The 18526-nt window shown below is 35.2% G+C and carries 17 protein-coding genes; 9 read left to right on the forward strand and 8 right to left on the reverse strand.

The window, feature by feature from the left end:
- The first annotated feature begins 7 nt into the window (after nucleotides 1–7).
- Nucleotides 8–1111 (forward strand): two-component system sensor histidine kinase PmrB, encoded by a 1104-nt coding sequence (gene pmrB, locus J3U35_RS05780; RefSeq protein WP_267360153.1) that lies wholly within the window; start codon nucleotides 8–10, stop codon nucleotides 1109–1111.
- Here the strand turns inward: pmrB and J3U35_RS05785 are convergent.
- The gene (locus J3U35_RS05785) at nucleotides 1083–1703 is read right to left on the reverse strand and encodes a YrbL family protein (protein ID WP_267360155.1); all 621 of its coding nucleotides are present in this window, start codon (nucleotides 1701–1703) and stop codon (nucleotides 1083–1085) included. The genes pmrB and J3U35_RS05785 overlap by 29 nt on opposite strands.
- Before the next feature lie 274 nt (nucleotides 1704–1977).
- On the opposite strand from J3U35_RS05785, the gene rplM reads away from it, so the two are divergent.
- The 6 genes from rplM (at nucleotide 1978) to glnE (ending at nucleotide 9279) form a co-directional block, all read left to right on the forward strand.
- The gene (gene rplM, locus J3U35_RS05790) at nucleotides 1978–2406 is read left to right on the forward strand and encodes a 50S ribosomal protein L13 (RefSeq protein ID WP_034901369.1); all 429 of its coding nucleotides are present in this window, start codon (nucleotides 1978–1980) and stop codon (nucleotides 2404–2406) included.
- Between the two features lie 11 nt (nucleotides 2407–2417).
- Complete coding sequence (rpsI, locus tag J3U35_RS05795) at nucleotides 2418–2810, forward strand: 30S ribosomal protein S9 (RefSeq protein ID WP_034901366.1); 393 nt, start codon at nucleotides 2418–2420, stop codon at nucleotides 2808–2810.
- Nucleotides 2811–3127: 317 nt separating this feature from the next.
- Nucleotides 3128–3760: a glutathione S-transferase N-terminal domain-containing protein gene (locus tag J3U35_RS05800; protein ID WP_267352456.1), complete on the forward strand. Its 633-nt coding sequence runs from the start codon at nucleotides 3128–3130 to the stop codon at nucleotides 3758–3760.
- 47 nt (nucleotides 3761–3807) lie between these two features.
- A complete protein-coding gene (locus tag J3U35_RS05805; RefSeq protein WP_267360157.1) occupies nucleotides 3808–4218 on the forward strand; it encodes a ClpXP protease specificity-enhancing factor in 411 nt (136 codons plus the stop codon).
- 153 nt (nucleotides 4219–4371) lie between these two features.
- Complete coding sequence (locus J3U35_RS05810; RefSeq protein WP_267360159.1) at nucleotides 4372–5316, forward strand: inorganic triphosphatase; 945 nt, start codon at nucleotides 4372–4374, stop codon at nucleotides 5314–5316.
- Nucleotides 5317–6450: 1134 nt separating this feature from the next.
- Nucleotides 6451–9279 carry a bifunctional [glutamate--ammonia ligase]-adenylyl-L-tyrosine phosphorylase/[glutamate--ammonia-ligase] adenylyltransferase gene (glnE, locus tag J3U35_RS05815; RefSeq protein WP_267360161.1) on the forward strand — a complete coding sequence of 943 codons (2829 nt, stop codon included), beginning with the start codon at nucleotides 6451–6453 and terminating at the stop codon, nucleotides 9277–9279.
- 168 nt (nucleotides 9280–9447) lie between these two features.
- On the opposite strand, the gene ttcA is transcribed toward glnE, so the two are convergent.
- The gene (ttcA, locus tag J3U35_RS05820) at nucleotides 9448–10344 is read right to left on the reverse strand and encodes a tRNA 2-thiocytidine(32) synthetase TtcA (RefSeq protein WP_267360163.1); all 897 of its coding nucleotides are present in this window, start codon (nucleotides 10342–10344) and stop codon (nucleotides 9448–9450) included.
- Between the two features lie 14 nt (nucleotides 10345–10358).
- Nucleotides 10359–10931: an elongation factor P-like protein YeiP gene (yeiP, locus tag J3U35_RS05825; protein ID WP_220216846.1), complete on the reverse strand. Its 573-nt coding sequence runs from the start codon at nucleotides 10929–10931 to the stop codon at nucleotides 10359–10361.
- 116 nt (nucleotides 10932–11047) lie between these two features.
- Here yeiP and J3U35_RS05830 point away from each other — a divergent pair, with 116 nt between their 5' ends.
- Nucleotides 11048–11314, forward strand: a complete 267-nt coding sequence (locus J3U35_RS05830; protein ID WP_267360165.1) for a YkgJ family cysteine cluster protein — start codon at nucleotides 11048–11050, stop codon at nucleotides 11312–11314.
- Nucleotides 11315–11527: 213 nt separating this feature from the next.
- Nucleotides 11528–12970 carry an amino acid permease gene (locus J3U35_RS05835; protein WP_267360167.1) on the forward strand — a complete coding sequence of 481 codons (1443 nt, stop codon included), beginning with the start codon at nucleotides 11528–11530 and terminating at the stop codon, nucleotides 12968–12970.
- Nucleotides 12971–13092: 122 nt separating this feature from the next.
- Here the strand turns inward: J3U35_RS05835 and infA are convergent, their stop codons facing one another.
- From infA to leuS, 5 genes are all read right to left on the reverse strand, one after another.
- Nucleotides 13093–13311, reverse strand: a complete 219-nt coding sequence (gene infA, locus J3U35_RS05840) for a translation initiation factor IF-1 (protein ID WP_025315083.1) — start codon at nucleotides 13309–13311, stop codon at nucleotides 13093–13095.
- Between the two features lie 231 nt (nucleotides 13312–13542).
- Complete coding sequence (nadD, locus tag J3U35_RS05845) at nucleotides 13543–14199, reverse strand: nicotinate-nucleotide adenylyltransferase (RefSeq protein ID WP_267360169.1); 657 nt, start codon at nucleotides 14197–14199, stop codon at nucleotides 13543–13545.
- Nucleotides 14193–15197 carry a DNA polymerase III subunit delta gene (gene holA, locus J3U35_RS05850; protein WP_267360171.1) on the reverse strand — a complete coding sequence of 335 codons (1005 nt, stop codon included), beginning with the start codon at nucleotides 15195–15197 and terminating at the stop codon, nucleotides 14193–14195. The genes nadD and holA overlap by 7 nt, the downstream gene beginning before the upstream one ends.
- Nucleotides 15198–15204: 7 nt before the next feature.
- On the reverse strand, nucleotides 15205–15699 hold the full coding sequence (lptE, locus tag J3U35_RS05855) for an LPS assembly lipoprotein LptE (RefSeq protein WP_267352465.1): 495 nt from the start codon (nucleotides 15697–15699) through the stop codon (nucleotides 15205–15207).
- 33 nt (nucleotides 15700–15732) lie between these two features.
- Nucleotides 15733–18315: a leucine--tRNA ligase gene (gene leuS, locus J3U35_RS05860; protein WP_267360173.1), complete on the reverse strand. Its 2583-nt coding sequence runs from the start codon at nucleotides 18313–18315 to the stop codon at nucleotides 15733–15735.
- Nucleotides 18316–18526 lie beyond the last annotated feature (211 nt).

An 18526-nucleotide genomic window follows, 5' to 3' on the forward strand; every position in this document is an offset into this window, starting at 1 on the left:
GAAAAACATGATGATCTTTAAATCGTTAAATAATATTCGTCAAAGTATTCGTTGGAATCTTTTTTTTACTTTGGGGGCGATTATGCTCATTTGCCAGATCATTACGGTGTTATGGTTATGGCATGAAAGTAAAGAACAGATAGATGTATTGGTAAATTTGACCTTAAGTCAAAACAAAATTGATGAAGTGGTTGAACATGAAGAACTAGAAGCTATTTTTGCCTTATTTTGTTCTGCTTTTTCAATGATGTTAGTCACTTTATTCCTTGCGTATAAAGCCATTAAATGGATTACAAAACCCTTAGAAGTGTTAGAAAAAGATTTAAATGAACGAACCGAAGATAATCTGAGTCCTATTGATCCTATTAGTAATAAGCGAGAAATTAAATCCATTACCACCGTTTTAAATAAGTTGTTTGTCCGATTAAGTAGTACACTTGCTCAAGAGCGTCTTTTTACGGCTGATGTTGCGCATGAAATGCGAACACCATTAGCCGGTATCCGTTTGCATTTAGAGTTATTAGAAACAACACATCATATCGATTGTCATGAATTAATTGATCGTATTGATCGTTTAGTTAATACCGTCGAACAGTTATTAATGCTTGCCAGAGCTAGTCAAAAATTTACTGTTGGACACTATCAAAAAATTAATTTTCATGATGATATTATGTTGCCGCTTTTTGAAGAGTTATCCGAGCAAGCATTCCATAAGCAACAAGCGATTCAATGGAACATACCTGATAAAAAACTGATGTTTGAAGGAGATACCACTTTAATTAGATTATTGATTCGAAATTTGGTTGAAAATAGTAGTCGTTATAGTCCACCCAATACCAAAATTGTCGTTAATTGTTTTAAAGATGCCGAAGGCATTATTATTAATGTCGTCGATGAAGGTAGCGGTATTGATGAGTCTAAAAGCGAAAAATTAACTCAAGCCTTTTTCCGTATGGATCGAAAACATGATGGAATAGGGCTTGGATTAAGTATTGTGAATCGTATTTCAAAGTTGCATCATGGATCGTTCACTTTAGAAAATCGTCATGATCATCATCAAGGGACCGTTGCTCAACTACGTCTTACTGATTTACCTCATCAATTAAATTAGCCACCAGTGGATTATGCCAATTATCTTTGATGATTGATTTTAAAAAACGTTGCCATGTGCGCTCAATCTTCGATTTTGCAAAATAGGGTATATAGTTGGCAACCGGAATAAAGGTCGAATTACCAATATTATCTATAATGACAAGCCGATTTTTTTGTTCTGAAAGATGTTGAAATAATATATTTTTGCTTTTAATGGTCATCGTAATGATACGATTGTCAAGCAATGTCGATTTTAATGCTTTTAACAAAACAATTAATTCATCATAGTATTGTTGTGTTAATTGTTGGTCAGCAAGATATGTTTCGAGTGGTGTAGCGGTTTTGCCACCATAATTACGAATTAATTCGAAAAGATGACCTTCACCAAAATTTGTTTGCACAGGGCCATAATATTTGGCTAACGCATCCCACGAGATATTGCGTTTAATAAGATGTTTGTAATAGGCAATTTCGCGGTTAGTTTCTTGTTCTGCCCCATCATTATAGTTGACTTTAATACATTGATCGGGATTAGTCGGATGGTGATAGCACTTCCTATGTAAGCCTTTACTTATATAATCTTTATCGGTAAGTTGAATTATCTGAGTCATCTAAAATAATATGATTGAGTAAAATTAGTTTTAAGTTTAACAGCAAGCGTTTTTACTTGCTATAATTTTTTATGACAAAACCTAGCACTTTTACTATATTTCTGTATAATATTGCAACCCACGTTACAACAGTGTTCTTCCCAACACTGTTTTCGGTTGTCAAGGTTAATATAACAACTCGAAGGGGTTAGTTACTTAATCATTGCAATCAAAAAGTGTAAATAAATCGTTTGATTTATTAACGTGAGATTAATTAAAAATTGGATAAATACGAATGAGTACTTTTTCAGCTAAACCAGAAACAGTTAAACGCGACTGGTATGTTGTTGATGCAGCAGGTAAAACGTTAGGTCGTTTAGCTACTGAGATCGCAAGCCGTTTGCGTGGTAAACATAAAGCAGAATATACACCACATGTAGATACAGGTGATTATATTATCGTTATCAATGCAGAAAAAGTTGCTGTAACAGGCAAAAAACGCACTGATAAGATCTATTATCGTCATACTGGTTACATCGGTGGACTTAAAGAAGCGACTTTTAAAGAAATGATTGAACGTCATCCTGAACAAGTCATCGAGATTGCTGTAAAAGGCATGTTACCGAAAGGTCCTCTTGGTCGTGCAATGTACCGTAAACTTAAAGTTTATGCTGGTAGCGAGCACAATCATGCGGCACAACAACCGCAAGTATTAGATATTTAAGGGGATAGAAGATGGCTGATAATCAATATTACGGTACTGGTCGCCGCAAAAGTTCTGCTGCTCGTGTGTTTATCAAACCAGGTAGTGGAAACATCGTTATTAACAAACGTTCATTAGAGCAATACTTTGGTCGTGATACTGCTCGTATGGTTGTTATGCAACCTTTAGAGTTAGTTGAAATGACTGACAAACTTGATCTTTACATCACTGTTAAAGGTGGCGGTATTTCAGGTCAAGCGGGTGCAATTCGTCACGGTATTACTCGTGCATTAATGGAATATGATGAAACTTTACGCTCTTCATTACGTCAAGCGGGCTTTGTTACTCGTGATGCACGTCAAGTTGAACGTAAAAAAGTGGGTCTACGCAAAGCTCGTCGTCGTCCACAATTCAGCAAACGTTAATTGCAGACTTTACAAAAATATTTCAAAAACCCAGCACTGTCTGGGTTTTTTTTATGACTAAAATTTATCACACTTCCAATTACCAAAGTCTTTTTTTCATTTCATCGAATTATTTAATTGTGAGCCAACTGTTATTGATAAATTGTATCGGTTTTAATTGACTTAAACATGGTAAATTGTCAAAGTTTTTCACAATTAAAACGATTATTTGAAGAAAGATGATAAGAAAATTAATTTTTTTTAACAATTTTGTTATCCAATTTGCTAGAATAGAAACTCTCTAAACCTATTTTAAATTTTGCATATTTGGAGTGAACATGGTTGTTGCTGTTAATAAACGTTCTGTAATGACATTATTTTGTGATACAACAGATATCTATGGTCATCAGATCCGATTTGTGTTGGCAGAAAAAGGTGTGACTGCTGAAATTGAGTTTGTAACTGCTGATAATTTACCTCAGGAGTTACTGGATCTTAATCCTTATGGTTCAATTCCAACGTTGATTGATCGCGATTTAACACTGTATGAGCCTCATATAGCGTTAGAATATCTCGATGAACGTTTCCCTCATCCACCATTAATGCCTGTTTATCCGATTGTGCGTGCTAATTCTCGATTAACGATGTATCGCATTAAAAGAGAATGGTACAGTGCCTATGAAACCATTATCGCCGATCCAAATAGTGATGCCGCTAAAGTCGCACGTAAAAATCTTCTTGATGATTTAGTCTCAATTTCTGTCATGTTTAAAGAAAAAGACTTTTTTATGAGTGATGATTTTACGCTATGCGATTGTTATTTCGCACCTCTACTATGGCGATTGCCAATACTTGGTATAGAATTACCTAAAGTTGCGGAAAAAAATTATTTAGCCTACATGGCAAGAATTTTTGAACGCCCAGCTTTTATCAGTTCATTAACTGAAGATGAGAGAAAAATTAGAGTATAATAATTTATCTGCTCTAATTTATTATGTGATTTTAGAAGGTAATCTAAATGGATCCAAACCAAATGACTGCTCGACGCCCTTACTTATTTAGGGCGTTTTATGATTGGATTGTTGATAATGAACTTACTCCTTATATCGTGGTAAATGCTTCGGTATTCGGTGTTCTTGTACCGCAAGAGTTTGTGAAAGATAATCAGATCGTGTTAAATATTGCGCCACATTCCGTTGCGCAATATATGGCAACAAATGAAAAAATTGAATTTAATGCGAGATTTTCGGGTGTGCCACAACATATTATTGTGCCGATGTCAGCCGTAGAAGCCATTTATGCTCGTGAAAATGGCGTGGGCATGGGATTTGAAGACGAACCCGAATATAAACAGCAACGCGAAACCGATATTCAGCAATCTGATAAAACCGAGAAGAAATCAACAAACCCATTCCGAGTAGTGAAGTAATAATTTAACCTAAAACGTGATAATAAATTCAGTTGAACAGTTGGTTAACTATAGAAAGTGATGATCAACTGTTTATTCCCACCTAATAGTGTATATTTATTTCATTAATCGGGATATGATATAGCAAATTAAATCATATTCCCGTTTAAATTCATGAGTAATGAAATTGAGTTAAAATTCCAGATAAATAATTGTGACATTGCTGATCTACAATCTTTTTTAAACCAATGGGCAAGTAGTGATGAGCTTGAGTTTTCGAGCTTATCGAACAATCAGCGTACATTTTCAACCTTATCTTTGTGTAACTGTTACTATGACACAGCGGATAATTATTTGCGAAATCATCATTGTGGATTAAGACTTAGAGTAACTGAAAGCAACGAAAGTAAACAGTACGAAATGACGTTAAAACGTGATAGTCATGCTATCGCCGGTTTGCATGAACGCACTGAATATAATGTTGATTTAAGTTGTCCACAACTCGATTTATCTCTATTTCCTGTAGGCGTATTTCCTAACAATTGTGACATCGAAAAGTTACAGAAAAATTTACAACCACTTTTTACTACTAACTTTACCCGTCAAGTGTGGTTAATCTCGTTTGCGAATAGCGAAATTGAAGTTGCTTTAGATTTAGGCAAAATAACCTCAAATGGTAAATTTAAACCAATACAAGAAGTTGAACTCGAAATAAAACAAGGCAATAAACAAGATTTGATTAACTTTGCGATTGAATTAAGTCGTTTTAACTTACATCTTTTTTCGCAGAGTAAGGCCTCAAGAGGTTACCGTTTATTATTAAATAAACCTGTTACTTCTGAACTCTTTTCTGCACAAATTGAACAAGATTTACCAAATTTACTCAACTTTTGGCAACAAAATGAAGAATATGCTTTAGAAAATAATGATTTCATTTATTATAAACAGTTACTTATTCAAATAAACGAAGTATTAATAAACCTAAATCTTCAAATTGAGCCAGATTTTGAGCAGTGGCAAATGGCGATACAACGTATTGACTCGATTGCAAAGTTTGCTTATAGCGAGGTAAACACAAAACTTAAACTTAAACTAATTTCTGAAATAAATGGAATATAGGTATAACAATGAAATTGGACAGGACTTTTTTTAAACTACCACTATTATTAGTTTTATTTTATTGGTTATTTAATATTTTATATATCATAGTCTATGTTACTGGATTTGATGATTATCCTTTATTGTCAGATATGACAAATAATCAATTTATTCGGTATGTAACTAGGCAAGTCGTAATCAACTTCTTCTTCCAAATACCTTGTTCGATTGTTTTATTTGTTGTTTCCATCGTATTATTTAATAAATACTCCATTCATCAAGTCAATTCGAGAAATATTATTAATACTTTACTTGTTGCTATTTTATTTGCCTCAATGGAGGTTGCAGGACGATCGCTTTTCTACAGTGATATCTTTTTATGGGTTAGATCTAAACTTAATTATTCAAATTCTGTTATCTCTTCTTCGTCTCTAACTTATGAATTGATTAATTTTGTTAACATATTAATTAGTTATATTTTTATAACACTGTGGACTTATCTTAGTATCAAATTGTTTAATAAAAATTTTATTCGCAGCAATGACGTATTAACTCAATCTGAAAGTCAGCGGTTACATTTTGGGTTATTTATTTCGCTTTATAATTGTTATTTCAGCACGTTGTTATTTCCTCTAATTTTTTTCGGTTATTATCACAGTTTAACAAGTTCAATTATTAATCTAACAATTTTAGTTCTATTTTTATTCATGACTAATTTGATAGGCTATTTTTTGTTGAGAAAATGTTTTACAGGCGTAACAGAAATTTTAAACCTGAAAAAACTTATATTTAGTTCGATATGTATATTTATTTTCAATTGTATCTTGGTTGCAATAATTTTTTGGGTATCTGTTTTTCTGTATGAATATTTACAAGCATTCTATAGATTCTCCAATAACTTTTTATTGTGTTATACATGGATAACGATAGCAATGGTGTTTATTTTAAGTTCGATACTGGTTAGAATTATGACTAAACTGTTATTTGATTCAAAAAAATAACATTAATATCACGCCATAATACAAGTTGTTATAGATGTATTGGTGAAAATGAGTTTTAAAGTAATATATAGATTATGTTTTCGGTTATAGTAAATGGCGTTGATGCAATGATCTAACAAATCAAACCCGATAATACCTTGTGTGAGACAGAAAAATGCCCCAATCTAATCTTTTTAAAGATCAAAAGCAAAGCGTTATCAATCAGCTTCAACATTGCGATCCAGTACTGGTACAAGCAAACCTTGATATTTTAGTGCAAAGTAATTTTCTTGTTGAGGCATTTTCTCGTTTTCCACATTGGCTTGCTGATTTTGTACAAAACCCACCACTGGCAGATGAAAGACAATATTATCAATCTTGGTTGAATGAACAGTTAGTTTCAGTCATAGATGAAGCCTCGTTAATGAAAATATTAAGGCAATTTCGCCATAAAATGCTAATTCGTCTGGCATGGTCTCAATTAATAAAGGCAAGCAGTGATGAACAGATTTTGTTACAACTCAGTGAATTGGCAGAAATAATTGTTGTAACGGCTCGTGATTGGCTCTATTCATTAAGTTGTCAAGAATGGGGAACGCCAAGCAATATGCAAGGTAAACCCCAACCGTTATTGATTTTAGGTATGGGTAAATTGGGTGGCGGCGAGCTAAACTTTTCGTCTGATATTGATTTGATTTTCACTTATCCAGAACATGGACAGACACAAGGCGGACGTCGAGAATTAGATAATGCGGTTTTTTTTACGCGTTTAGGACAACGTTTAATTAAAACGCTTGATCAGATTACTGAAGATGGATTTGTTTACCGTGTTGATATGCGTTTACGCCCTTTAGGGGATGGTGGTCCATTGGTTCTTAGCTTTTCTTCTATGGAAGATTATTATCAAGAACAAGGTCGAGATTGGGAACGTTATGCAATGGTGAAAGCAAAGGTATTAGGTGATCAGCATGATACTTATACCCAAGAACTCTATCAAATGCTTAAACCTTTTATTTATCGCCGTTATATCGATTTTAGTGTTCTACAATCACTGCGAAACATGAAAAGTATGATTGAACGTGAAGTCCGTCGTCGTGGCTTAAAAAACAATATTAAACTTGGCGCTGGTGGCATTCGGGAAATTGAGTTTATCGTTCAAGTCTTTCAACTTATTCGAGGTGGTCGAGTGGTTGGATTGCAGACACGTTCGTTATTAAGTGCTTTGCAGGTTATTGAACAAGAATCATTACTGAAACTCAGTGAAGTGATTTTACTTCGAGAAAATTATCTTTTTTTACGTCGTTGTGAAAACCTTTTACAAGCGATTAATGATGAGCAAACCCAAACTTTGCCAGACAATGAACTAGATCAAATGCGTTTAGCAATCAGTATGGGGTTTGACAATTGGGAAAATTTTGAACAAGACTTGGCAAAAAGAATGTTGATCAACCGTGAAATATTCAATGAATTAATCGGTGATGAACAGTCCGAATCCATCCAGTCTAAACAATATAATGATAAGTTTGATGATTTATGGGTACCAGACTTAGAATTAAGTGATGTCAAAGCGGTGTTACCTAACTATTCTGATCAAACGGCAAATCAGCTTTGTCAATTGTTGTTACAATTTCGCAATGATATTGGTAAACGGACAATAGGTGTGCGTGGGCGAGAAATCCTCGATCAACTTATGCCGAGATTATTAGAAATACTCTGCAATGAAAAAAATGCCTTAATTGTGTTAGCAAGAATTTTTCCTTTGTTAGTCAATATTGTTAGCCGTACCACCTATTTAGAATTATTACTTGAATATCCTACCGCATTGAAGCAGTTAATTCGGTTGTGTAGTGCTTCCCCGATGATTAGTGATCAGTTGGCACATTATCCGATCTTGTTAGATGAACTCATCGATATTCATTCACTTTATCAAACGGTTGCCCCTAACGAATATAAAAGTGAACTTTACCAATATTTGCTTCGCATTCAAGTTGATGATGAAGAACAACAACTTGAAGCGCTCCGCCAGTTCAAGCAGATGCAGTTATTGCATATCGCTGCTGCTGATGTGGCGCATGTTTTAACCACCATGAAAGTCAGTGATCATTTAACGTTTGTGGCCGAAGCTCTCCTTGATTTTGTTGTTCAAATGGCATGGAATCAAATGATAGCTCGATATGGCAAGCCAGAACATCTTACTGATGATCATAAAGGTTTAGTGGTTATTGCGTATGGTAAGTTGGGCGGTTGGGAGCTGGGTTATGGGTCGGATTTAGATTTAGTTTTTTTACATGACTGCCCTGTTAACAGTATGACTACGGGTGAAAAACAGATAGATAGTCGTCAATTCTATCTTCGCTTAGTTCAGCGTATAATCCATTTATTCAATGTACGTACCAGTTTTGGTATTTTGTATGAAGTTGACATTCGTTTACGTCCGCAAGGGGAAGCGGGTTTATTAGCTTGTAGTTTAGCTGCTTTTGAGGACTATCAAATGCATGAAGCATGGACTTGGGAGCATCAAGCATTAGTCCGCGCCAGAGCCATTTATGGCGAAGTTGAACTTATTGAGCATTTTAAACAAATCCGACATAAAGTACTTTGTAAAGTACGTGATGAACATCAATTAAAAACCGAAGTTAGAGAAATGCGTGAAAAAATGCGTACTCATTTGGGGTCAACTCAACCAGATTTATTTAATTTAAAAATTGATCAGGGTGGAATAGGGGATATTGAATTTTTATCACAGTATCTTGTGCTTAATTACGCACATCATTATCCTAAAATGACAACTTGGAGCGATAATGTTCGGATATTAGAATTAGCCGCTAATTATCAGATTATGGAACAGGATGAAGCCCAAAAGCTCACTCAAGCTTATATAGATATGCGTAACGAAATTCATCAATTATCATTACAACTATTACCCAGCACGGTTGATAACTCCTGTTTTGTTGAGGAAAAACAAATCGTCAATCAGAGTTGGTCTAAATGGTTAATAAATTGAAAAATATTAATGTTGATAATCAATTTAAAATTTATCGATCGAGTAATCGATTGAATGTTATCAGTGAGTTAACGCTATCAAAATTGACGCAAAAATGATATTTTAGATTTGTTATCCCACTAAAGTGTTTAGTGGGATAATTTTACAAGATAGCGATAATATATAGATTTATTTAACTTCTTTCCATAAGATCATGTCTTGATCTTCAAGGTCGGATGCATCAAATCCAATCGGTTGGGGCATATCTTCATGATCAAATGCTATATCTCCTCCATCAATTACATGATCCCCCTTTTTAATTCCTTTGAAATCAAAAAGTGAGGTATCACAAAGATGCGATAGAGTAATATTTTGGGTTGCACGGAACATGGTTTCAATGCGTCCGGGATATTTTTTATCCCATTCATTAAGCATCTCTTTAATCACTTGACGTTGTAAATTGGGCTGTGAACCACAAAGGTTACAAGGAATTATTGGAAATTGCTTAATTTCAGCATATTTTGCAATGTCTTTTTCTTTGCAATACGCAAGCGGACGAATGATGATATGCTCACCTGAATCATTCATTAATTTGGGTGGCATTGCTTTTAGTTTACCGCCGTAGAACATATTTAAAAACAAGGTTTCTAAAATATCGTCACGATGATGACCTAAGGCAATTTTTGTGGCGCCCAGTTCGGTTGCGGTGCGATATAAAATTCCACGGCGCAGACGTGAACAAAGCGAACAAGTTGTTTTACCTTCTGGTATTTTTTCTTTGACAATACCATAGGTATTTTCTTGAACTATTTTATATTCAATGCCTAACGACTCAAGGTATTGCGGTAATACATGCTCAGGAAATCCCGGTTGCTTTTGATCTAAATTAACGGCAATAAGATCAAAATTAATAGGCGCACTGATCTTTAAATTTAATAAAATATCAAGCAAGGTATAACTATCTTTACCGCCTGATAAACAGACCATAATACGATCGCCTTCTTCGATCATATTAAAATCAGCGATCGCTTCACCAGTAAGGCGACGCAATCGTTTATGGAGTTTGTTTTGATTATAGGTTTTCATGACAAATTAATACGTTATTCTGATCGTCCCATATAACGACGTTCGGCGATATGAATTTTGACCTTTTCATTGTTATCAATATATTCTGGAACTTGAATAACAAGTCCTGTTGATAATGTAGCTGGTTTAGTGCGAGCACTTGCTGATGCCCCTTTGATACTTGGTGAGGTCTCAATAATTTCTAGATCAACCGTTTGTGGTAATTCCAATGCAACGACTTCGCCATCAGCCATGAGTACTTGAATGCCGTTCATGCCACCTTCTGGAATAAAAAGAAGTTCTTCTTCAATTTGTGCTTTTTTGAAAATAAATGGCGTATAGTCTTCATTGTCCATAAAGACATATTCATCACCATCGATATAGGAAAAGCTGACTGGACGTCGAAAAAGTTCAATGGTTTCGATAATATCGTCACCTTTAAATCGCTCTTCAACTTTACCGCCTGTCTTGACATCGGTAAAACGCATTTTATAGAGTGTACTTGCACCACGGGCACTTGGACTTTGAACATCAATGTCTTTAACCAGTAATAATTTGCCATTATAAGTGACGGCATCGCCACGTTTTATTTCATTTGCTTTTGCCATAATAGTTTCTTTGTAAGGTTTTAAAATTGAATTTAAAATTTAGCTCGCTATTTTACCGCTATCTTGCTATTGTCACCATCAAAATTTATCGATGTTCCTTAAATTAAAGGAATCTTATGACAGAATTGGTTAAATGTCGTCAAAATTGTGGGGCCTGCTGTATTGCACCTTCGATCTCGTCCATTATTCCCGGAATGCCCAATGGCAAGCCTGCCGGCGTGCCCTGTATCCATTTAGATAGTCGTTTTCAATGTCAACTCTTTGGACAATCCTCCAGACCAAAGGTTTGTTGTCGATTAAAGCCATGTATGGAAATGTGTGGCAATGATCGTGAACAAGCTTTAGATTATTTAACTCAATTAGAACAGGTCACTAGCGCCTAAATATTGCTAATATTTAACAAACTTGCGCTATTATTAGAATTATTTATCTCGTGTTGTTTTTTTTTTGATACACTTCACCGCATTTCATTATTTAATGATAAATATACACAATAATTAAGATAAATAGTGTTTTCTATCAATTTGTTAAAATAACCGATTGGAAACTGAAGTTTTCTTAATTACCTTTACTCTCTTTAAAAGAAGATTTTTGTTATGAAAAATAAATTAAAACGGGATTTAAAGGCTCGCCATTTAGCCATGATTGCAATCGGTGGTTCAATTGGGACAGGGCTTTTTGTTGCATCCGGTGCGACAGTTGCACAGGCAGGGCCTGGCGGTGCTTTGCTTTCCTATGCCATTATTGGTGTAATGGTGTACTTTTTAATGACCAGCCTTGGTGAACTTGCAGCATATTTACCTGTATCTGGGACATTTGCGACTTATGGCGCGCGTTATGTTGACGAGGCGTTCGGATTTGCGATTGGTTGGAATTATTGGTACAACTGGGCAATTACCGTCGCGGTCGATCTGGTTGCTGCGCAGTTGGTGATTTCGTATTGGTTTGATGCCGGAGCGTATAGTTGGCTTTGGAGTTTGCTATTCTTAAGCATTATCTTCTGTTTAAATTATATTTCTGTCAAAGGTTTTGGCGAAGCTGAGTTCTGGTTCTCATTAATTAAAGTTGTGACTGTTATCATTTTTATTGCAGTTGGCTTATTAATGATTGTCGGTATTTTACGTGGGAGTGAAAGCACTGGTTGGCAAAATTGGACTGTTGGTGATGCGCCTTTTGTTGGTGGCTTTTCTTCGATGATTGGTGTTGCTATGGTGGTTGGTTTTTCATTCCAAGGCACAGAACTCATTGGTATTGCAGCCGGTGAATCAAAAGATCCTGAAAAAAATATTCCTAAAGCCATGAAACAAGTTTTTTGGCGTATTTTGCTATTTTATATTTTTGCAATTTTAGTCATCAGTTTAATTATTCCTTATACCGATCCTAATTTACTTCGTAATGAGGAGACCGATATTAGTGTCAGCCCATTTACATTAGTATTCCAACATGCGGGCTTATTATCGGCAGCAGCCATAATGAATGCGGTTATTTTAACGTCAGTCTTATCCGCAGGTAATTCTGGTCTATATGCCTCGACACGTATGCTATATGCCTTAGCAAAAGAAGGAAAAGCACCTAAAATCTTTTCAAGATTATCTTCAACGGGGGTGCCTCGATTTGCATTATTAGCCACAACATTTGTTGCTATGTTATGTTTTTTAACATCAATGTATAAAGATCAAGAAGTTTATTTATGGCTTCTTAATATGTCGGGGATGACCGGATTTATTGCTTGGCTTGGGATTGCGATTAGTCATTATCGATTCAGAAAAGGATATATGGCTCAAGGTTTTGATGTGAATAAATTACCTTATCGTTCAAGTTGTTTCCCTTTTGGCCCTATATTTGCTTTTGTACTTTGTCTCACCATCACCCTTGGGCAAAACTATGAAGCATTTTTACAAGATACCATTGATTGGAATGGTGTAATAGCGACTTATGTTGGTATCCCGTTATTCTTTATTATTTATTTGGGTTATAAGATTGTGAAGAAAACTAAATGGGTGAAATACGAAGATATGGATTTTTCTCAAACGGATTAGTTTGAGAAAGTTGGTTAAAATTTTCTCTTCCGTCGACATTTATGTCGACGGAATTTTATTAAAAAAGAGAAAAATAACCCATAAGGTTAATTAATTTTTAAATAACAAGTTTGATAACGATATTAGCGACTACGGAAGATGATACGTGCTTTAGAAAGATCGTAAGGCGTCATTTCAACAGTAACTTTATCGCCAGTTAAAATACGAATATAGTTTTTTCGCATTTTGCCAGAAATATGTGCAGTAACGACATGACCATTTTCAAGTTCAACACGAAACATCGTGTTAGGAAGAGTATCAAGTATGGTACCTTGCATTTCAATGTTATCTTCTTTTGCCATTGGGGCCTCTTAATAATAAAAACAAATTAACTATACACAACTCGTTTATGATATCCCTTTTATTTTTGAGGGAAAGAAAAGTCAACTTTGGATGCTTTTCTTAAATGACTAGTTCAGTATTTTATCATAAGATAAAATGATAGTGTGTATAAACATAAAAAAGCTCAACTTACAACATATAAGTATCGCCGCAAAATAATGCCGAAAAAACTCCCAGAAGTAAAGTCATTTCTAAATTTTCTTTGTCTGGTAAAGACCTTGTTGGTGGATATATTGCCAAACTTTTAGTGGTAATAGACCTTCACAACTTTGTTGATTCTTAATTTTTTGCCTGATTTGCGTTGCTGAAATATTTTCTAAAGGCGTATCAGAAAAATAGATACATCCTTGAGCAGAATCATGCAAATTTTTTATATTAGTCGTACGATTTTTATCAATCCATTGTTGAAATTCAACGTTATCAGTTCTTGCGGCATAATTTGGTCGCTGACAAATAATCAAATGGCAATAATCGAGTAATGATTGCCATTTATACCAACTGGGCAAATTCAGTAATGAATCTTGCCCCATAATGAATGCAAGTGATGCGGTTTTCCCGTTTTCATGACGCCATTGCTTTAAAGTATCGATGGTATAAGAAGGTCGATTTACAGTGCTAGGAACAATTTCACGGTTGTCAATGGTAAACAAAGGTAAATCTTCAATGGCTAATGCTAACATTGCCAGACGCTGTTGTGTGGTTGCTTCTGGTTGCGCTTTATGTGGTGGTATTTTATTGGGTAATAAAACTATCTGTGTCAAACCCACTTCTTGCGCTAATGAAATTGCAGTGCGTAGATGACCATAATGGATAGGATCGAACGTGCCACCAAATAAAGCGGTTAGCATTGATTTAATCCCATAAATTGCATCATTAAACTGGTCAAATTGTCCCAAATTTGCAATTGGCTATCGTGCTTTAAACCGATCTCAATATCGGTCAATTTTGCCAAAGTGGTAAATAAATTTTTGATATCACAACGCGTTAAATAGGCGGTATATAAAGCTCTTTTGTTTTGCCATATTTTATATTCATCAAACGCTTGTTTAAGCGATTTTTTTTCTGAAGATTTTTTTAAATTAATAAGTAGAATTAGCTCTCGTTGAAAAATTCGCATTAAAATCAGTGGTTCCAAATCATTCATTTTTAGTTGGTGTAATATATGTGTTGCACGTTTAGATTTATTGGCAACCATGGCATCAATCCAATGATAAGGCGTAAATACAGCCGAATCATTAATGTTATTTTCAACTTGATCATAACTAATGGTATGATTTGGATATAGTAATTTTAATTGTTCAATAATTTGTGTTAATGCGAGTAAATTACCTTCATAATAATAACAAAGTAGTTCAATCGCTTGTGGTTCGATGCTTATTTGTCTGTGCTGAAGATGACTTTTTATCCAATGAGGTAATTGTAAGGTATCGGGCGTGACGCAATTAACGACAACAAGTTTATCGTTTAACGCTTTATACCATGTTGCGTTTTCCTGGGTTTTAGTGATTTTGTTTAAACTGATTATTAGCGCAATTTCAGGGGTTAAAACGTCACTTAGTGTATTAAGCTTTGTTACTAAGGCTGTATTTAATGCATTATCACCAAAATCAAGAAAGATAAGCGTGTTATTCGAAAATAGATTTAATGCCTGACAACTGTCATAAATTGCTGACCAATCGGTTTGATTGTCTATCGTATATGTCAGTTGCTCATCGAATCCTTTCTGTTTAAAAGTATGACGCAATTGAGTTTGTGCATAATGTTGCAGATAGGGATCACTTCCTACTAATAAATAATAGGGTGATCCTAGGTGATTAGTAATTTGATCAGCATTGATTTTAATCATAACATCGTTATTTTTTGGCATCTACAGATTTTAATTTACCTATAATCTGTTTTGCTGCTTGCCTATACATTTCGTCTTCGATTAAATTTTGCTCTGCTGTTTTGGATAATGGCGTTGACGGATTATCAAAGAATGTACGGAATATCCGTACATTAATTGGATATATTTGCTTACCATTGATTACGGCTTGAGCATGGACGGTTAAAACTAATTGATATTCAGCAGCTTTACCGTCTTGATAAATCGATATGGTATTACGATCAATATTTTCATTGGTGATATTCAGTGTCGGATATTTGCCTGAAGCATCATCATTGACTAGTGTGATATGATTATCATGCAAGAGTTCTTTAACATATCTTGATAATTTACCGTAAGGATCATAACTTACGTAAGACATGGTTTTAAATCGTGCAGGAATTTCAGTTTCATTTTGCAAATGAAATCCACACCCTGTCAGTGATATTGCCATTAGCATGATTAAGACGATATATTTTTTCATAAGTATTACCACCAATTTTCGTTATTAACAATATTAACCAACAACCAAATTCAATAATTTACCTGGTACATAAATGACTTTACGAATAGTCACATCTGCCAAATATTTTTGTATATTAGGTTCTTGTTTAGCTTGTTCTACAACAAAATCTTGCTCAGCATTAGCAGGTACAGTGAATTTGCCCCGAACTTTACCATTAATTTGTACTACGATAAGTTTTTCATCTTCAATCATCGCTGATTCATCAGCAATCGGCCATGTTGCATCATCGATTGATTCACTATGCCCTAATGCTTGCCACATAATAAAACAGACATGCGGAATCATTGGATAAAGTAAACGAACAATCGCGTTTAAAGCTTCGTTCATTAATGCATAATCTTGATCGTTTTCTAAAGGTGCTTTTTGTAGACGATTCATAAACTCCATGACAGCAGCAATTGCCGTATTAAATGTTTGTCGACGTCCAATATCATCACTGACTTTGGCAATGGTTTTATGAAGTTCACGACGCAATGTTTTTTGTTCAGAATTCAATTGTGTCACATCTAATTTGACACTTTTACCTTGCTGCGCATATTCATACACTAAACGCCAAACACGTTTAATAAAACGGTTAGCCCCTTCAACACCTGATTCTTGCCATTCAAGCGTCATATCAGCAGGCGAGGCAAACATCATAAATAATCGAACTGTGTCAGCACCATATTTTTCAACCATTTCTTGTGGATCGATGCCGTTATTTTTCGATTTCGACATTTTAGTCATACCTGCATGCACAAGTTCATTGCCTTTGCTGTCGATTGCTTTACAAATGCGACCTTTTTCATCACGTTCAATGGTGACTTCGGTCGGTGATACCCAAATGCGTTCGTTTGTTGGACTGGTATAATAAAATGCATCAGCAAGTACCATGCCTTGACAAAGTAATCGTTTAGCTGGTTCATCAGAGCTGACTAAGCCAAAATCACGCATTAATTTATGGAAGAATCTAAAATAAAGTAAATGCATAATGGCATGTTCAATACCACCAACGTATTGATCGACAGGTAACCAGTAATTCGCTGCTTTTTCATCTAACATGCCCTTGTCATAGTGCGGACAAGTATAACGTGCGTAATACCATGATGATTCCATAAAGGTATCAAAGGTATCGGTTTCTCGTAATGCCGCTTGACCATTAACAGTCGTTTTTGCCCAATTTGGATCGGCTTTAATTGGACTGGTTATTCCATTCATTTCGACGTCTTCAGGTAAAATAACCGGTAATTGGTCTTCTGGCGTCGGAATGGTGGTTCCATCTTCAAGGGTGACCATTGGAATTGGTGCGCCCCAATAACGTTGACGGGAAACACCCCAATCACGCAAGCGATAATTGACTTTACGCTCACCAATACCCAATGCAGTCAATTTGTCGGCGATCGCATTGAATGCTTGCTCAAAATTAAGTCCATCAAATTCACCCGAGTTAAATAGCTTACCATGTTCTGTATAAGCATTTTCAGACAGGTCAGGAGCTTGCCCATCTTGATTTAAGATAACTGGTTTAATTGGCAGATTATATTTTGATGCAAACTCATAATCTCGCTCATCATGTCCCGGTACAGCCATCACAGCACCAGTGCCATATTCAATTAAGACAAAGTTGGCAATCCATACCGGCACTTTATTACCCGTTAACGGGTGAATAGCATAAAATCCAGTAGCGATGCCTTTTTTCTCCATTGTTGCCATATCGGCTTCTGCCGTTTTGGTATTTTTGCATTCTGCAATAAATTCAGCAATTTTCGGATTATTTTTCGCTGCTAAATGTGCTAGTGGGTGCTCAGCGGCAACTGAGACAAAACTTACGCCCATTAAGGTATCAGGGCGAGTTGTATAAACACGCAATTTATCATTGTAGTTTTCTACAGCAAAATCAAATTCGACCCCTTCAGAACGACCAATCCAGTTTCGTTGCATTGTTTTAACTTGTTCTGGCCAATCCTCAAGCGTATCTAAATCATTGAGTAGCTCTTCGGCATAGTCAGTAATTTTGATAAACCATTGTGGGATCTCTTTACGCTCGACAGGGGTATTACAGCGCCAACAGCAACCTTCAACGACTTGTTCGTTCGCCAGTACAGTTTGATCGTTAGGGCACCAGTTAACTGCTGAAGTCTTTTTGTAAACTAAACCTTTTTCATAAAGTTTAGTAAAAAACCATTGTTCCCATTTGTAGTATTCCGGTCGGCAAGTGGTGACTTCACGATCCCAATCATAACCAAAACCTAATAATTGTAATTGCTTTTTCATGTAAGCAATATTTTCGTAAGTCCATTTTGCTGGTGCGGTATTGTTTTTTACTGCCGCCCCCTCAGCGGGTAAACCGAAAGCATCCCAACCTATTGGTTGTAATACATTTTTACCATTTAGACGTTGATAACGTGAGATCGTATCACCGATTGTATAATTACGGACATGACCAAGATGCAAACGACCTGAAGGATAAGGAAGCATTGACAAGCAGTAATACTTCTCTTTAGATGCATCTTCAGTAACGTGAAATGTTTTGTTCTCTAGCCAATGTTGTTGAACTTTGGCTTCAATCTCATCTGGGCGATATTGTTCTTGCATGACGAATTAATGTCCTATCTATTATTGCTAATAAAAAATAATTTGCTAATTGTATTGGTTATTGGCACGTTTTACAAACGATATATGAAACAAGGAGAATGATTTGATACCAATATTTATAAGAATTAAAATCAATAGAGTTAACAAAATAAAAGAAATAAATCTTTGCTTCTCAATATATTTAAAAAAACTTAAGATATATTTCTAAAAA

Origin of the sequence: Gilliamella sp. B2717, assembly GCF_026536675.1 — a bacterium.
In the GTDB taxonomy this organism is placed as follows: domain Bacteria; phylum Pseudomonadota; class Gammaproteobacteria; order Enterobacterales; family Orbaceae; genus Gilliamella; species Gilliamella apicola_I.

Excerpts from the sequence above, each read along its gene's own strand:
- pmrB (WP_267360153.1), top strand. The coding sequence starts at position 8 with ATGATGATCTTTAAATCGTTAAATAATATTCGTCAAAGTATTCGTTGG.
- J3U35_RS05785 (WP_267360155.1), bottom strand. The coding sequence starts at position 1,703 with ATGACTCAGATAATTCAACTTACCGATAAAGATTATATAAGTAAAGGC.
- rplM (WP_034901369.1), top strand. The coding sequence starts at position 1,978 with ATGAGTACTTTTTCAGCTAAACCAGAAACAGTTAAACGCGACTGGTAT.
- rpsI (WP_034901366.1), top strand. The coding sequence starts at position 2,418 with ATGGCTGATAATCAATATTACGGTACTGGTCGCCGCAAAAGTTCTGCT.
- J3U35_RS05800 (WP_267352456.1), top strand. The coding sequence starts at position 3,128 with ATGGTTGTTGCTGTTAATAAACGTTCTGTAATGACATTATTTTGTGAT.
- J3U35_RS05805 (WP_267360157.1), top strand. The coding sequence starts at position 3,808 with ATGGATCCAAACCAAATGACTGCTCGACGCCCTTACTTATTTAGGGCG.
- J3U35_RS05810 (WP_267360159.1), top strand. The coding sequence starts at position 4,372 with ATGAGTAATGAAATTGAGTTAAAATTCCAGATAAATAATTGTGACATT.
- glnE (WP_267360161.1), top strand. The coding sequence starts at position 6,451 with ATGCCCCAATCTAATCTTTTTAAAGATCAAAAGCAAAGCGTTATCAAT.
- ttcA (WP_267360163.1), bottom strand. The coding sequence starts at position 10,344 with ATGAAAACCTATAATCAAAACAAACTCCATAAACGATTGCGTCGCCTT.
- yeiP (WP_220216846.1), bottom strand. The coding sequence starts at position 10,931 with ATGGCAAAAGCAAATGAAATAAAACGTGGCGATGCCGTCACTTATAAT.
- J3U35_RS05830 (WP_267360165.1), top strand. The coding sequence starts at position 11,048 with ATGACAGAATTGGTTAAATGTCGTCAAAATTGTGGGGCCTGCTGTATT.
- J3U35_RS05835 (WP_267360167.1), top strand. The coding sequence starts at position 11,528 with ATGAAAAATAAATTAAAACGGGATTTAAAGGCTCGCCATTTAGCCATG.
- infA (WP_025315083.1), bottom strand. The coding sequence starts at position 13,311 with ATGGCAAAAGAAGATAACATTGAAATGCAAGGTACCATACTTGATACT.
- nadD (WP_267360169.1), bottom strand. The coding sequence starts at position 14,199 with ATGCTAACCGCTTTATTTGGTGGCACGTTCGATCCTATCCATTATGGT.
- holA (WP_267360171.1), bottom strand. The coding sequence starts at position 15,197 with ATGATTAAAATCAATGCTGATCAAATTACTAATCACCTAGGATCACCC.
- lptE (WP_267352465.1), bottom strand. The coding sequence starts at position 15,699 with ATGAAAAAATATATCGTCTTAATCATGCTAATGGCAATATCACTGACA.
- leuS (WP_267360173.1), bottom strand. The coding sequence starts at position 18,315 with ATGCAAGAACAATATCGCCCAGATGAGATTGAAGCCAAAGTTCAACAA.